Annotated in this window: 12 protein-coding genes and 1 pseudogene; 6 read left to right on the forward strand and 7 right to left on the reverse strand. The window is 59.4% G+C overall.

Translation table 11 applies throughout. The features are described from left to right. Positions 1 to 8: 8 nt before the first annotated feature. Both ACA052_RS22965 and ACA052_RS22970 read right to left on the reverse strand, forming a co-directional pair. Positions 9 to 851 carry a mechanosensitive ion channel family protein gene (locus tag ACA052_RS22965; protein WP_497646920.1) on the reverse strand — a complete coding sequence of 281 codons (843 nt, stop codon included), beginning with the start codon at positions 849 to 851 and terminating at the stop codon, positions 9 to 11. Between the two features lie 182 nt (positions 852 to 1,033). Continuing rightward, on the reverse strand, positions 1,034 to 1,519 hold the full coding sequence (locus ACA052_RS22970; protein ID WP_007906601.1) for a YajQ family cyclic di-GMP-binding protein: 486 nt from the start codon (positions 1,517 to 1,519) through the stop codon (positions 1,034 to 1,036). Between the two features lie 141 nt (positions 1,520 to 1,660). On the opposite strand from ACA052_RS22970, the gene ACA052_RS22975 reads away from it, so the two are divergent. The 3 genes from ACA052_RS22975 to ACA052_RS22985 are packed head-to-tail and all read left to right on the forward strand — an operon-like array spanning position 1,661 to position 5,244. Further along, entirely contained in the window at positions 1,661 to 2,578 is a 918-nt protein-coding gene (locus tag ACA052_RS22975; RefSeq protein ID WP_497646921.1) for a putative 2-dehydropantoate 2-reductase, read from the forward strand. A gap of 45 nt (positions 2,579 to 2,623) precedes the next feature. After that, a complete protein-coding gene (locus ACA052_RS22980; protein WP_497646922.1) occupies positions 2,624 to 4,660 on the forward strand; it encodes a sensor histidine kinase in 2,037 nt (678 codons plus the stop codon). Between the two features lie 2 nt (positions 4,661 to 4,662). Further along, the gene (locus ACA052_RS22985) at positions 4,663 to 5,244 is read left to right on the forward strand and encodes a cob(I)yrinic acid a,c-diamide adenosyltransferase (protein WP_497646923.1); all 582 of its coding nucleotides are present in this window, start codon (positions 4,663 to 4,665) and stop codon (positions 5,242 to 5,244) included. Positions 5,245 to 5,341: 97 nt separating this feature from the next. On the opposite strand, the gene ACA052_RS22990 is transcribed toward ACA052_RS22985, so the two are convergent. The 4 genes from ACA052_RS22990 to secA all read right to left on the reverse strand — a co-directional run bounded on the left by ACA052_RS22990 (position 5,342) and on the right by secA (position 11,144). Then, on the reverse strand, positions 5,342 to 6,292 hold the full coding sequence (locus ACA052_RS22990; RefSeq protein WP_497646924.1) for a Nudix family hydrolase: 951 nt from the start codon (positions 6,290 to 6,292) through the stop codon (positions 5,342 to 5,344). Further along, entirely contained in the window at positions 6,289 to 6,921 is a 633-nt protein-coding gene (locus ACA052_RS22995; protein ID WP_497646925.1) for a glutathione S-transferase family protein, read from the reverse strand. The genes ACA052_RS22990 and ACA052_RS22995 overlap by 4 nt, the downstream gene beginning before the upstream one ends. Before the next feature lie 149 nt (positions 6,922 to 7,070). Next, a complete protein-coding gene (gene argJ / locus ACA052_RS23000) occupies positions 7,071 to 8,288 on the reverse strand; it encodes a bifunctional glutamate N-acetyltransferase/amino-acid acetyltransferase ArgJ (protein WP_497646926.1) in 1,218 nt (405 codons plus the stop codon). A gap of 120 nt (positions 8,289 to 8,408) precedes the next feature. Next, positions 8,409 to 11,144 carry a preprotein translocase subunit SecA gene (secA, locus tag ACA052_RS23005; RefSeq protein ID WP_497646927.1) on the reverse strand — a complete coding sequence of 912 codons (2,736 nt, stop codon included), beginning with the start codon at positions 11,142 to 11,144 and terminating at the stop codon, positions 8,409 to 8,411. 307 nt (positions 11,145 to 11,451) lie between these two features. On the opposite strand from secA, the gene ACA052_RS23010 reads away from it, so the two are divergent. Further along, complete coding sequence (locus tag ACA052_RS23010) at positions 11,452 to 11,907, forward strand: DUF721 domain-containing protein (protein WP_497646928.1); 456 nt, start codon at positions 11,452 to 11,454, stop codon at positions 11,905 to 11,907. Positions 11,908 to 11,996: 89 nt separating this feature from the next. Here the strand turns inward: ACA052_RS23010 and ACA052_RS23015 are convergent, their stop codons facing one another. After that, on the reverse strand, positions 11,997 to 13,484 hold the full coding sequence (locus ACA052_RS23015; RefSeq protein ID WP_497646929.1) for a helicase HerA-like domain-containing protein: 1,488 nt from the start codon (positions 13,482 to 13,484) through the stop codon (positions 11,997 to 11,999). Between the two features lie 188 nt (positions 13,485 to 13,672). On the opposite strand from ACA052_RS23015, the pseudogene ACA052_RS23020 reads away from it, so the two are divergent. Then, positions 13,673 to 14,704: pseudogene (locus tag ACA052_RS23020) on the forward strand (HAMP domain-containing protein); the annotation flags it as partial. Positions 14,705 to 14,797: 93 nt separating this feature from the next. Continuing rightward, positions 14,798 to 15,562 (forward strand): methyl-accepting chemotaxis protein, encoded by a 765-nt coding sequence (locus ACA052_RS23025; RefSeq protein ID WP_497650382.1) that lies wholly within the window; start codon positions 14,798 to 14,800, stop codon positions 15,560 to 15,562. Positions 15,563 to 15,700: the final 138 nt, after the last annotated feature.

The following is a 15,700-nucleotide window of genomic DNA, read 5'->3' on the forward strand; positions in this document are numbered from 1 at the left end:
TTTGTTACTTACTGCACTGCCGATTCCTGAACCACTCGAATCGTCCTCTGCGGAAAAGGAATGTCGATACCCGCCGTTTTCAAACGATCACGGGACTGTTCGTTGAACATGAACATCACATCCCAGTAATCCGCCGTCTGCACCCACACTCGCAGAGAAACAGTAATCGAACTGTCGCCCAGGGTAGAAATCACGGCCTGCGGTGCCGGTTCAGCCAAAACACGCTCGTCTTTGGCCAGTTCCAGCAATACATGACGGGCTTTCTGCAAGTCCGCTTCGTAATCTACGCCCACATCAAACACAACCTTACGGGTCGGCTGACGGTTAGTGTTGGTAATAATGCCGTTCGACAAGTTGCCGTTAGGCACGATGATGGTTTTGTTATCGCCGGTACGCAGTACGGTATGGAAGATCTGGATGCTATCGACAGTACCGGCAACACCTTGGGCTTCGATCCAGTCACCAATACGGAACGGACGGAACAACAGAATCAGCACGCCGCCGGCGAAGTTCGCCAGGCTACCCTGCAGCGCCAGACCTATGGCCAGGCCTGCCGCACCGATCGCCGCAACGAACGAGGTGGTTTCAACACCAATCATCGACGCTACGCTGACAATCAACAGCACCTTGAGAATGATATTTGCCAGGCTGCTGATGAATCCTTGCAGCGCCAGGTCGGCGTTGCGCAGTGCCAACAGGCCGCCGAGCTTTTGCGTCACTTTGTTGATCAGCCACCAGCCAACGGCCAGGGTGATGACCGCCAGCAGCACGCGGCTACCGTATTCCATGATCATTGGAATCCAGGCTTGAGACGCCTTGACCAGGTTGTCTACTTCAGCATTCAAATCCATCTACTTTCTCCTGATTTCCGGCTACCCGGCACGCGAAAAAATAAGCGGCAGAAAAAACCGCCGGGTTAGCTCATTGGTGGGAGCGGGCTTGCTCGCGAAGGCGGTGTGTCATTCAACAGTGATGTCGACTGACACGCCCTCTTCGCGAGCAAGCCCGCTCCCACAGGTTCCCGCTTCGAAGGTCAGTCGCGGAAGTTGTTGAACTGCAGCGGCATATCGAAAGTCTTGGCGCGCAGGGCGGCGATGGCTTCCTGCAAGTCGTCACGCTTCTTGCCGGTGATACGCACCTGCTCGCCCTGAATGGCCGCCTGGACCTTGAGCTTGGCGTCTTTGACGTGAGCGACGATTTTCTTCGCCAGCTCTTTATCGATGCCTTCCTTGAGGACCGCTTCCTGTTTCATCAACTTGCCCGACGCATAGGCATCCTTGACCTCAAGGCACTGCACGTCGATTTTGCGCTTGACCAGCGCCAGCTTGAGGATCTCAATCATCGCTTCGAGCTGGAAATCGGCTTCCGCGGTCAGGTTGACGGTCAGGTCTTTTTCCTTGAACTCGAAGGTGCCTTTGCCTTTCAGGTCATAACGACGATCGAGTTCCTTGACGGCGTTCTCGACCGCGTTGGTGACTTCGTGTTTGTCCAGTTCGGATACCACGTCGAACGACGGCATGTAATCTCTCCAATAAAAGGGCGCGCTCAATCACGAGGGAGCACGCCTGGCTTGCGGTTAAAATCCGCGCTGATTATAACGGGTCTTTCCCATCATTCACTGCGAGCCTCCCATGCGCGCGATAAACAGAGCAAAAAGCTGATGGCCACCACCTGGCATGTCCTGGGCGCGGGTAGTCTCGGCACTTTATGGGCCACGCGTCTGGCACGGGCCGGCGTACCGGTCCGACTGATCGTGAGGGACGCGGTGCGCTTGCAGGCCTATGAGGCGACGGGTGGACTGACGCTGGTGGAACACGGCGCAGCAAAAACCTACGACATCCCCGGTGAGACACCCGACAACAGCGAGCCGATCAACCGTCTGCTGGTGGCCTGCAAAGCCTACGATGCGGAAAAAGCAGTGGCGCAACTGGCGCCGCGCCTGGCGCCCGGCGCCGAATTGATCCTGCTGCAGAACGGCCTCGGCAGCCAGGACGCCGTGGCGGCGCAGGTTCCACAGGCGCGCTGCATCTGGGCCTCGAGCACTGAAGGCGCTTTTCGCGATGGCGACTGGCGCGTGGTATTCGCCGGCCACGGTTACACCTGGCTCGGCGATGCCGGTCATCCCGTGGCACCCATCTGGCTGGATGATCTGAGCGCCGCAGGTATTCCGCACGAGTGGAGCACCGAAATTCTGACCCGGCTGTGGCGAAAACTGGCGCTCAATTGCGCGATCAATCCGCTGACGGTGCTGCACGATTGCCGCAATGGCGGGTTACAGGAACATCATTGCGAAGTCGCGACCCTCTGCGGCGAACTGACTGAGTTGCTTGAACGCTGTGGCCAGCCGGCAGCGGCCGAGGACCTCCAGCAGGAAGTTGAACGAGTGATCCACGCCACAGCCGCCAACTACTCTTCGATGCACCAGGACGTGGCGAACCAGCGCCGGACCGAAATCAGCTACCTGCTCGGCCATGTTTGCAAAGTGGCCGCACGGCACCAGTTGAACCTGCCCCACCTCAATCAGCTGGAGTCACGGTTGATCGCCCATCTGCACAGCCTCGGATTGCCCAGCGACTGAGCAGCGGCTACGCTGGCCACTTGTTCCTATTCAGCGATGAACCTGATGCCATTGCGCCAGCGCCTTGAAAACCTTCCGGTCGGCCAGAAACTCCTGGCCGCCCTGCTGGTGCTGTTGACCACCGTCCTGCTGGTCGCCAACCTGACCTTTATCAGCGCCGCGTACTACATCTCCCAGGAAAGCATGGCACCTCAGGCCTTGCAGACCATCGGCCGCCTGGTGTCGAACCCGAGCCTGGTGTCCGAAGCGTTGCAGTCGCCACAAAGTGCCGAGCGCCTGCTCAATGAACTCAACAGCTATTCCCCGCTGCGTGCAGCGGCGCTTTATGACGGAAAAGGCGAGCGCCTGGCACAATTGCAACATGGCGAAAAACTCAATCTGCCGGAGCGTTTCCGGCACATCGAGTCCTGGCAAGCCACCGAATTTCGCAGCAATCAAATAATCACCCTGCCCCGCCCCGGCACCGCGCCCGGCCACCTGCTACTGGTCGCCAGCAGCGAGCTGCCCGTCGCGTTTTACACCGGCACATTGACCGCAAGCCTGGGAATCCTGATCTTCAGCGTGCTGTTGTGGCTGGTGATTGCACGGCAGATCAAACGCCTAATCACCCGGCCGATCCATCAACTCGAAGAGTTGTCCCGGCAAGTGACACGGGAAGAGAACTACGCCCTGCGGGCTTCCCGCGGCAATCACGACGAAATCGGCAGCCTGGCCGAGGCCTTCAATACCATGCTCTCGCGCATCGAAGCGCGGGAGCAGCAATTGAAACGGGCACGGGATGACTCCCAGGCCGCGTATGACCAGGCGCAGGGACTGGCCGAAGAAACCCGCCACACCAACCGCAAACTGGAGCTCGAAGTCCAGGTGCGGAGCAAGATCGAGAAGAAACTCACCGGGTTCCAGAACTACCTCAACAGCATTATCGACTCCATGCCCTCGGCGCTGATCGCCCTTGATGAACAGCTCTACGTGACGCAGTGGAATCAGGAGGCCAGCGCACTGTCCGGCACACGCCTGGACGAAGCCTTGAACCAGCCGATTTTCCTCGCCTTTGAACCGCTGAAGCCGTTTCTGCCGCAGCTCAAGCAAACCGTCGAACAGCACACCGTCGCGAAAATCGAGCGCGTGACCTGGTTCAAGGACGAAGAGCCCAAGCATTACGCCTTGACGTTCTATCCGCTGATGGGCGGCGCCGGGCGTGGCGTGGTGATCCGGATCGATGACATCACCCAGCGCCTGTCCCTCGAAGAAATGATGGTGCAGTCGGAAAAAATGCTCTCGGTCGGCGGCCTCGCCGCTGGCATGGCCCATGAAATCAACAACCCGCTCGGCGCGATTCTGCATAACGTGCAAAACATTCGCCGACGCCTGTCCCCAGAATTGCCGAAGAACCTCGAACAGGCGGAACACATCGGCATCGAACTGGACACGGTCAATAAATACCTGCAAGCGCGCGAAGTACCGCAACTGCTCGACGGCATTCAGCAGGCTGGCGCACGGGCGGCGAAGATCGTGACCCACATGCTCAGTTTCAGCCGCCGCAGCACTCGGCAAATGGCGCCGTGCGATTTGCCGGCGCTGATCGATCAGGCCGTGGAAATCGCTGGCAACGACTTCGACCTGGCGATTGGTTTCGACTTTAAAGGCCAGGCGATCACTCGCCAGTTCGATCCGGCGCTGGGGCCGGTTCCCGGCACCGCCAACGAACTGGAGCAGGTGCTGCTCAACCTGCTGAAAAACGCCGCGCAAGCCATTCACCAACGCGAAGATGACCGCGAACCGGGGCGAATCATTCTGCGCACCAAACTGAATCCGCCGTGGGCGGAAATCCAGGTCGAGGATAATGGCATCGGCATGAGCGAAAGCGTACGCAAACGCACATTCGAGCCGTTCTTTACCACCAAGGAAATCGGCCAGGGCACCGGCCTTGGCCTGTCGGTCTCGTATTTCATCATCACCAACAACCATAAGGGACAGATGGAAGTGCAATCGACCCTGGGCCAAGGCACGTGTTTCACGCTACGCCTGCCCTTGGCGGGCACCCCGGTGGTCTCTCAAGAACTCAATCAGCTATCGAGGTAACCATGGGCTTTCGCTTGTCGAAGATTTACACCCGCACCGGCGACAAAGGCGAAACCGGGCTCGGCGACGGCCGCCGCGTACCCAAGGATCATCCACGGATCGAAGCCATTGGCGAAGTCGATACGCTGAACAGCCAGGTCGGCGTGCTGCTGGCCGGGCTGGCGGAACAGAGTGCCAAGCATCCGGGCTTGAGCGAAGTGATCGAGGTGTTGGCGCCCTGCCAGCATCGGTTGTTCGATCTGGGTGGCGAGCTGGCGATGCCGGTGTATCAGGCGCTGGACGCGGCAGAAATAGAGCGGCTGGAAGCGGCGATTGATGTGTGGAATGAGGAACTGGGGCCGCTGGAGAATTTCATCTTGCCGGGCGGTTCAGCGCTGATTGCCCAGGCTCACGTGTGCAGGAGCCTCGCGCGTACTGCGGAGCGGCGATGCCAGCATTTGAATGCGGTCGAACCATTGGCCGGGGTTGGCCTGGCGTATATCAATCGGTTGTCGGATTTGTTGTTTGTGATGGCGCGGATGATTGCGAAGCGTCAGGGGATTGCCGAGATATTGTGGCAGCCGGCGGCGAAACCTCAGGTTTAGTTGGCGTCTTCAAGGACGCCTTCGCGGGCAAGCCTCGCTCCTACAGGTTTTCGCGCGAATCTGTCGGAGCGAGGCTTGCCCACGAGGAGGCCGGCAGCTACACCAAAGGATCAGGCCAAAACGCCCGAATCCCCGCCACACCCTGCGCACCCGCTGCCCAGGCTTTCTCAAGGTCTTCCGGGCCAACGCCACCGAGCAAGAACACCGGTTTACTGAAACCTTCGATCAAAACCGAAGCCTTTTCCCAACCCAACTGCTCAGCCCCTGGATGCGTCAGGGTCGGCTGCACGGGTGACAGCGTCACAAAGTCCACACCCATCTGCTCGGCCAGCGTCAGTTCTTCAGCGTTATGACACGACGCCGCCAACCAGCGCGACGCGGGCAGTGGTCGCCCCGCCGCCGCGTATTTACGCAACTGGGCCGAGGTGATGTGCCAACCAGCGGAGGGAAAATCACCGAGCCATTCGAAAGGCCCCTTGATCATCAACTGCGCCTTGCCGGCACACAGCCCCGCCGCATCCACCGCCAGGTCGCGGTATTTCGGATCATAGCCGTTGGGCGCCCGCAGCTGGATCAACTTGATACCACCGGCGATGGCTTTCTGGATGCCACGCAGCAATGCCGGAGTTTCCAGCTCTTCGGGGGTGATCAGGTATTCGGCCGGTAACCGTGCAGCGGAGACGATTGGCTGGTTGGCTGCCGGAAACTCATAGTTCAACAAATCACGCGGCGCCACCCATTCCAAAGGCTGACCTTCGGCGCCGTGGGGCTCGCCGGTAAAAGCCGACACTTCCCAGACATCCAGCAATACCTGCTTGTCCGGGTAGTCGTGATGAACCTTGATCAACGGGCGCGCCGCGCTGACCACGATGCCCAACTCTTCATGGAGTTCGCGGGCCAGGGCGGTTTCGACGGATTCATCAGCCTCGACCTTGCCCCCCGGAAATTCCCACAAGCCGCCCTGATGCGCAGTATCAGCGCGCCGAGCGATGAGGATCTTGCCACTGCCATCGCGAATGACGGCGGCGGCTACGTGTACTCGTTTCACTGTCCGACCTCCTCCAGCCCCGCCTTCTGCCAGGCCTTGAAGGCAGGCCATTGATAAAGGGTGTTGACGTAGGCCTCGTCCGCCGCCGGCAGTTTCACCTGATAGGTGCGCAGGCGAACGGCAATCGGGGCGAAGAAAGCATCGGCCAGGGTTGCACCGCCAAACAGGTACGGCCCGGTTTCAGTCGCGGCGGCGCGACATTCCGCCCACAACGCCAGCATGCGTTCTATATCGGCCTTGACGTCAGCCGGTGTCGGCGACAGCGCGGCGTCGCGACTGAGGTCGAACGGCATGTTGCCGCGCATGGCAAAGAACCCGGCGTGCATCTGCGCACACGCCGAACGCGCCTGGGCACGGGCGGCGATGTCTTTGGGCCAGAGGCCAGCCTCGGGAAATTGCTCGGCCAGGTACTCGGCAATGGCCAGGGAATCAGCGACGGTGCCGTGTTCGGTTTTCAGCAACGGGACTTTGCCGGTCGGCGAATGCTTGAGCAGACGGTCACGGGTGTCCGGCTGGTTCAACTTGATCAGTTCTTCGGTGTAAGGGGCGCCAGTCAGGTCGAGGGCCAGAGCGCCGCGCAGGGACCAGGAGGAAAGCAGTTTGTCGCCGATGATCAGGTGGAGGCTCATGTTCGGGACCTTTCAATGAGGGAAACAAGCCAGTCTAGGTGGTGACTGGAAGGCTGCCTTCGCGGGCAAGCCTCGCTCCTACGGGTTCGCGCAAAACCCTGTAGGAGCGAGGCTTGCCCGCGAAGGCAGCGACTCGGTCTAACGGTTGATCAGGTACGGTACTCGGCGTTGATCTTCACGTATTCGTGGGACAGGTCGGTGGTCCAGATGGTTTCGCTGCAATCGCCGCGACCCAGTTCGATACGGATGGTGATTTCTTCCTGCTGCATCACGGCCGCGCCTTGGGCTTCGGTGTAAGTCGCGGCCCGAGCGCCACGGCTGGCGATGCACACATCACCGAGGAAAACGTCGATCTTGCTCACATCCAGATTCGGCACACCGGCACGACCGACCGCGGCAAGGATACGGCCCCAGTTCGGGTCCGAGGCGAACAGTGCGGTCTTGATCAGCGGCGAGTGAGCCACGGTGTAACCCACATCCAGGCATTCCTGGTGATTGCCGCCGCCGTTGACTTCAACGGTGACGAATTTGGTCGCGCCTTCGCCATCGCGAACGATGGCCTGGGCCACGTCCATGCACACTTCGAACACCGCTTGTTTCAACTTGGCGAACAACTCGCCTTCGGCGCGGGTGATTTCCGGCAGCGCAGCCTGACCCGTGGCGATCAACATGCAGCAGTCGTTGGTCGAAGTGTCGCCGTCGATGGTGATGCGGTTGAACGACTTGTTGGCGCCATCCAGCAACAGGTTTTGCAAGACATCGCGGGAGACTTTGGCGTCGGTAGCGATGTAGCCGAGCATGGTCGCCATGTTCGGACGAATCATGCCCGCGCCTTTGCTGATACCGGTGACGGTGATGGTCACGCCGTCATGCTCGAACTGGCGGCTGGCGCCTTTGGGCAGGGTATCGGTGGTCATGATGCCGGTGGCGGCAGCTTCCCAGTTGTTGACCGACAGGTCGTCGAGGGCGGCTTGCAATGCGCCTTCAATCTTCTCGACCGGCAGCGGCTCGCCGATCACGCCGGTGGAATACGGCAGCACCAGGCTGGCATCGACGCCGGTCAGCTCAGCCAGTTTGGCGCAGGTGCGTTCGGCAGCGGCGAGGCCAGGTTCGCCAGTACCGGCGTTGGCATTGCCGGTGTTGGTCAACAGGTAGCGCACCGGACCTTGCACGCGTTGCTTGGCCAGGATCACTGGCGCGGCGCAAAAGGCGTTCAAGGTGAACACACCCGCTACCGTGGAGCCTTCGGCACAGCGCATGACCACAACATCCTTGCGCCCCGGGCGCTTGATGCCGGCCGAGGCGATACCGAGTTCAAAACCGGCAACCGGGTGCAACGTTGGCAAAGGACCAAGACCAACAGCCATGAATGCGCTCCTTATAAAGATGTCAGCACCGTCGTCAGGAAGGACGGTGGTTTAAATGGCAAAACGCCGCGACGGCTGATGCCGGTCGCGGCGCGGGTATTTCAGCGTATGAAACGGGTTTTACTGGATCTGCCCGTGGCAATGCTTGAACTTCTTGCCCGAACCGCAGTAGCACAGTTCGTTACGGCCCAGCTTTTGTTCGTTACGGACCGGCGCGGTGGCAAGGGCTACATCGACCTCTTCACCCAGCAGTTCCGGTTGCTCAAGACCCGGTGCTTCGTCGTGCTGGAACTGCATGCGTGCCGCCAGTGCTTCGGCTTCCTGACGCAGGCGTTGCTCTTCCTCGATTGGATCTTCGCGGCGAACCTGGACGTGCGACAGCACACGGATCGAGTCGCGCTTGATCGAATCCAGCAGCTCGGAGAACAGCGTGTAGGACTCGCGCTTGTACTCTTGTTTCGGGTTCTTCTGCGCATAACCACGCAAGTGAATGCCGTGACGCAGGTGATCCATGGTCGACAGGTGGTCTTTCCACAGGTCATCAAGCACACGCAGAACGATTTGTTTCTCGAAGGTGCGCAGCGCTTCGGCGCTCGCTTGCTCTTCTTTCTCGTTGTAGGCAGCGAGCAATTCGTTCAGCAGCTTCTCGCGCAGGGTTTCTTCATACAGGTGATCGTCTTCGTCGAGCCATTGCTGGATCGGCAGCGCCACACCGAAGTCGCTCTGCAACGCCGCTTCCAGACCCGCCACATCCCACTGCTCAGGCAGCGATTGCGGAGGAATGTGGGCGCTGACCGTGGCGTTGAGTACGTCCTGACGGAAATCGGCGATGGTTTCACCAATGTTGTCGGCAGCCAGCAACGTGTTACGCATGTGATAGATCACTTTACGTTGTTCGTTGTTGACGTCGTCGAACTCAAGCAGTTGCTTACGAATGTCGAAGTTGCGGCCTTCAACCTTGCGCTGCGCCTTTTCGATGGCGTTGGTCACCATGCGGTGCTCAATCGCTTCGCCAGGCTGCATGCCCAGGGCTTTCATGAAGTTCTTCACCCGGTCCGAGGCGAAGATGCGCATCAGGCTGTCTTCGAGCGACAAGTAGAAACGGCTGGAACCGGCGTCACCCTGGCGACCGGCACGACCACGCAACTGGTTGTCGATACGGCGCGATTCGTGACGCTCGGAAGCGATCACCTGCAAACCTCCCGACTCCAGCACTTGCTGGTGACGTTTCTGCCAGTCGGCCTTGATCTGGGCAATCTGCTCAGGGGTCGGGTCTTCCAGCGAAGCAACTTCCACTTCCCAGTTGCCGCCCAACAGGATGTCGGTACCACGACCGGCCATGTTGGTGGCGATGGTCAGTGCACCCGGACGACCGGCTTGCGCAATGATCTCGGCTTCTTTTTCGTGGAACTTGGCGTTCAGGACCTTGTGTTCGATGCCTTCCTTGTTGAGCAGGTCGGACATGCGCTCGGAAGTTTCGATGGTCGCAGTACCGACCAGCACCGGACGACCCGACGCCATGCTTTCCTTGATGTCGGCGACGATAGCCGTGTATTTCTCGTCGGCGGTCAGGAACACCAGGTCGTTGTAGTCTTTACGGGCCAACGGCTTGTTCGTCGGAATGACGAGGACCTGCAGGCCATAGATCTGGTGGAACTCGAACGCTTCGGTATCGGCCGTACCGGTCATGCCGGACAGCTTGTTGTAAAGACGGAAGTAGTTCTGGAACGTGGTCGACGCCAACGTCTGGCTTTCGGCCTGGATGTTGAGGTTTTCCTTGGCTTCGATGGCCTGGTGCAGGCCTTCGGACAAACGACGACCCGGCATGGTACGACCGGTGTGTTCGTCGACCAGGACAACCTGACCGTCTTGCACGATGTATTCGACGTTGCGATGGAACAGTTTGTGCGCGCGCAGACCGGCATACACGTGAGTCAGCAGGCTCAGGTTGTGCGCCGAGTACAGGCTTTCGCCTTCAGCCAGCAGGCCGATGCGGGTCAGCGTTTCTTCCACGTACTGGTGCCCGGCTTCATTGAGCTCGACCTGGCGAGTCTTCTCGTCGACGGTGTAGTGACCGGCCTTGGTGACTTCGCCTTCCACTTCTTCGACGTGCAATTCCAGCTGCGGGATCAGTTTGTTGACTTCGATGTACAGCTTGGAGCTGTCCTCGGCCTGACCGGAAATGATCAGCGGGGTACGGGCTTCGTCGATGAGAATGGAGTCGACTTCGTCGATGACGGCAAAATTGAGTTCGCGCTGGAATTTTTCTTCCATGCTGAACGCCATGTTGTCGCGCAGGTAGTCGAAACCGAATTCGTTGTTGGTGCCGTAGGTAATGTCGGCGGCGTAGGCCAGACGTTTCTCTTCCGGCGGCTGGAATGGCGTGACCACGCCGACCGTCAGGCCGAGGAATTCGTAGAGCGGACGCATCCAGTTGGCGTCACGACGGGCCAGGTAGTCGTTCACGGTAACAACGTGCACGCCTTTCCCGGACAGCGCGTTCAGGTAAACGCCCAGTGTTGCCACCAGGGTCTTGCCTTCACCGGTACGCATTTCCGCGATCATGCCTTCATGCAAGGTCATGCCGCCGATCAGCTGGACATCGAAGTGGCGCATACCCATGACACGCTTACCGGCTTCGCGGGCGACCGCAAAGGCTTCTGGCAGCAGTTTGTCGAGGGTTTCCCCTTTGGCGATGCGGGCCTTGAACTCGTCTGTCTTGGCACGCAATTGATCGTCCGAAAGGGCCACCATTTGCTCTTCGAAGGCATTGACGAATTGCACCGTCTTGAGCATGCGTTTGACTTCACGCTCGTTCTTGCTTCCAAAAAGTTTCTTTAACAAAGGCGCAAACATATCGGCAGGATCTTCCACACTAAAGGGATGGAGGGCGGCCCCGTGAGTCGCCCGTGCAGCCCTCATGGCCGCATGCGAACGAGCATTCTACCCGGAAACGATGGTGAGGAAAGTGGCGTTATTCCACGATGCTGGCACAGCGCTGTGACGGGGCTCACTTAAAATAAGGGCTTTTTACTGAACTTCAAGCCATTCACGGCATAAGTTACTTGTTGATTTAATGGGTAAAGCGCTCGCAAAGCAATGGGTCGGGCCAATCGGGTGCTTTCTGCTACCATGGCGGCTCTGTTACTTCAGGTGTCTGATCATGGCATTTCGCCCTCTTACGGCCAGAGCACCCGCCGTTCTGCTTCGCGAAGCCAAACCGCTGAAAGCCATCTTCGGCCATGCTCAACGCCTGGGTCATTTACAACGCCTGGTGGAAAGCCAATTGCAGCCCGCCGCGCGCGAGCACTGCCATGTAGCGTCGTGGCGCGAGGGCAGTTTGTTGCTGATTGTCACCGATGGTCATTGGGCAACCCGTCTGCGCTACCAGCAAAAGCGGCTGCAACGGCAACTGCAGATGTTCGACGAATTCGCCAGCCTGACGCGGATTCTGTTCAAGGTTCAGCCGCCGACCGTTCAGCAAGGGGCAGTGGGGCATACCATCAGTTTGTCCAGCGATGCGGGTGCGACCATTCAGGCCACGGCGGATGGGATCAGTGATCCGAAACTAAGAGCGGCGCTTGAACGACTCGCGGCTCACGCCAAACCCAAGGAATAGAAGCAAGATCAAAAGATCGCAGCCTTCGGCAGCTCCTACAGGGTACGCCATCCAATGTAGGAGCTGCCGAAGGCTGCGATCTTTTACTTTTAGCGGCGTTTGCTGCCGCCGAGTAGGGAGCCCATCAAGCCGCGTACCAATTGCCGGCCCAATTGATTAGCCGCCTGCCGCATCGCCGATTTCAGTGCCTGCCCCGCCGCCGTTCCCAGGAACTCCCCGGCCTTGTCGGTGAAGCTCGGCTCTTCAGCCGCCGGTTTGCCCGGAACCGTTTCGGCCTCTGGCGCCAGGCCCTTGCGTCCCATCAGCACTTCATACGCCGACTCTCGATCAACCGGTTTGTCATAACGTCCCTTGAACGGCGAACCCGCGATCAGCATCGTGCGTTCCGTTTCGGTCAACGGTCCGATCCGCGATTGTGGCGGCGCGACCAGTACACGCTGGACCATCTCCGGCGTGCCCTTGTCCTGCAAGGTACCGACCAGTGCCTCGCCAATCCCCAACTCGGTCAGCACCGACAAGGCATCGAACGCCGGGTTCGGCCGGAAGCCTTCCGCCACCGCACGCAGGGACTTCTGCTCCTTGGCGGTGAATGCGCGCAAGCCATGCTGGATCCGCAGACCCAGTTGCGCCAGCACGTCATCTGGCAAGTCGCCCGGTGACTGGGTGACGAAATAAACACCCACGCCTTTCGAACGAATCAGTCGCACCACCTGTTCCAGGCGATCCTGCAACGCCTTGGGCGTACCCGCGAACAACAAGTGCGCCTCATCGAAAAACAGCGCCAGCAATGGTTTGTCGGCATCACCGCGCTCCGGCAGTTGCTCGAACAGTTCGGCCAGCAACCACAGCAGGAACGTCGCGTAGACCTTCGGCGCTTCATGCACCAGACGGCTAGCGTCGAGCAAATGAATGCGCCCACGGCCATCGGCGGTCGGCTGCAGGATGTCTTCGAGTTGCAGGGCCGGTTCGCCGAACAAGGCTTCAGCGCCTTGTTGTTCCAGAGTAGCCAAGCGCCGCAGCAGTGCCTGGCTGGAACCAGTGGTCATCAGCGCAGCGTCATCCCCGAGCAATTCGGGGTGATCACGCAGATGATTGAGCAGTGCCTTCAAATCCTTGAGGTCCAGCAGCAGCAAGCCTTCGCGATCCGCCACCTTGAAGGCGGCGTACAGCGCTGATTGCTGGCTGTCGGTCAATTCCAGCAGCGCGCCAATCAGCAACGGGCCCATTTCACTCAAGGTGGTGCGCAATGGATGACCGGACTCGCCGTGAATATCCCACAGGGTCACCGGATAAGCCTGAGGTTTGTGGTTCAGCCAAGGCATCCCGGCGATTCGCTCGGCGATCTTGCCTTGAGGGTTGCCGGCGGCACCCAAACCGCACAAATCGCCTTTGATATCCGCGGCAAATACCGCTACGCCGGCATCGCTGAACGCTTCGGCCATGCGTTGCAAGGTGACGGTTTTACCCGTCCCGGTGGCGCCCGCGACCAGACCATGACGGTTTGCCAGGCGCATGGCCTGAGCGATCGGCTGCCCGGCGAGATCGGCACCGATAACGAGTTGCAATGAATCAGGCATTTGGTCACCCATGGTTAATCTTTGATCCTTCACGGCCGATAGAGAAAAGCAAGAGACCCAACGGATCGCAAGGTCTTACGTTCCGCATGGAGGCCTGGAATATACGACCGCGCCTCTGCGCAGCCATTTGCGCGCGTTATCAGCAACACGCCTTACACATAATAAGACCTTAGCGGACAGTCCATGCCATGAACAAAAATCTGCGTTTCAGCCACAAAATCCTGCTTGCCGCCGCGCTTATCGTCATTGCCGCTTTTGCCTCGTTCACTCTGTATAACGACTACTTGCAGCGCAACGCTATCCGCGACGACTTGAACAGCTATTTCAACGAGATGGGGGATGTCACCGCCAATGACATCCAGACATGGCTGAACGGCCGCATCCTGCTCATCGATAACCTCGCGCAGAACATCGCCATCAACCCGGAGCAAGGCACGGTCACCAGCCTGCTTGAGCAGAAAGCCCTGACATCGACCTTCATGGCGTCCTACCTGGGCGATGCCACCGGGAGTTTCATTATTCGTCCGGACGCAAAAATGCCCTCGGGCTTCGATCCTCGGGTGCGCCCTTGGTACAAAGGTGCAGAAAGCAGCAGTACGGCGACCCTGACTGAACCCTACATCGATGCGGCCACCGGCCAGACCATCATCTCCATCGCCACCGCCTCGAAAAAGGCCGGGCAAAGCGTTGGCGTAGTCGGCGGCGACCTGAGCCTGCAAACCCTGATCGACAACCTCAGTGCCCGCGACTTCGGCGGCATGGGCTATGCGTTTCTGGTCAGTGCCGACGGCAAAATCCTGGTCCATCCGGATAAAACGCTAGTGATGAAGTCGTTGACTGAGGCGTACCCGCAAGGAACGCCGCGCATCAGCAGGGACTTCAGCGAAGTCGAGGTCAACGGCAAGACCCGCATCTTCAATTTCACCCAGATCAAAGGACTGCCTTCGGTTAATTGGTACATCGGTCTGTCGGTTGATAAAGAAAAAGCCTACTCGATGCTCAGCCAGTTCCGCACCTCGGCAGTGGTCGCGACCATTATTGCCGTGGCAGTTATCATTGCCTTGCTGGGCATGCTGATCCGCATCCTGATCCAGCCGCTGCACGTCATGACCCGCGCCATGGCCGACATTGCCGACGGTGAAGGCGACCTGACCAAACGCCTGACCATCCAGAACAACGACGAATTCGGCATTCTCGGCACCGCGTTCAACCGTTTCGTCGAGCGTATTCACGGTTCGATCCGCGAAGTGTCCTCGGCGACCGGGCAAGTCAACGAAGTGGCCCTGCGGGTAGTGGCCGCCTCGAACTCGTCGATGTTCAACTCCGACCAGCAAGCCTCGCGCACCAACAGCGTCGCCGCCGCGATCAATCAGCTCGGTGCCGCCGCCCAGGAAATTGCCCGCAACGCCGCGCAAGCGTCGAACCAGGCCAGCGATGCCCGCAGCCTGGCCGAGGACGGCCAGCAGGTGGTGGATCGCAGTATTGCCGCGATGAACCAGCTGTCGAGCATGCTCAGCGCATCGAGTACCAACATCGAATCGCTGAACAGCAAAACCGTGAACATCGGGCAGATTCTGGAAGTGATCACCAGTATTTCCCAGCAAACCAACCTGTTGGCGCTGAACGCGGCCATCGAAGCGGCACGGGCCGGTGAAGCCGGTCGTGGTTTTGCGGTGGTGGCCGATGAAGTGCGCAACCTGGCGCACCGCACCCAGGAATCGGCTCAACAGGTGCAGACCATGATCGAGGAGCTGCAAGTCGGGGCCCGCGAATCCGTCAGCACCATGAGCGACAGCCAGCGCCACAGCCAGGACAGCGTGGAAATCGCCAACCTGGCCGGCGAGCGTCTGAACAGCGTGACCTTGCGTATTGGTGAAATTGACGGCATGAACCAGTCGGTGGCGACGGCGACCGAGGAACAGCATGCCGTGGTTGAGTCGATCAACGTGGACATTACCGAGATCAACACGTTGAACCAGGAAGGGGTGGAAAACCTGCAAGCGACATTGCGGGCGTGTTCTGACCTTGAGCATCAGGCGGCGCGCCTGAAGCAATTGGTGGGCAGTTTCCGTATTTAGTGTCTGAACTGGCGTCTTCGCGGGCAAGCCTCGCTCCTACAGATTCACACCGCCCCTGTAGGAGCGAGGCTTGCCCGCGAAGGCGTCACGCCCAGCTACACACAACTCACTGACACCCCACCACAAAACCCCAAACGA

The sequence above is a fragment of the Pseudomonas sp. LBUM1644 genome (assembly GCF_059716195.1).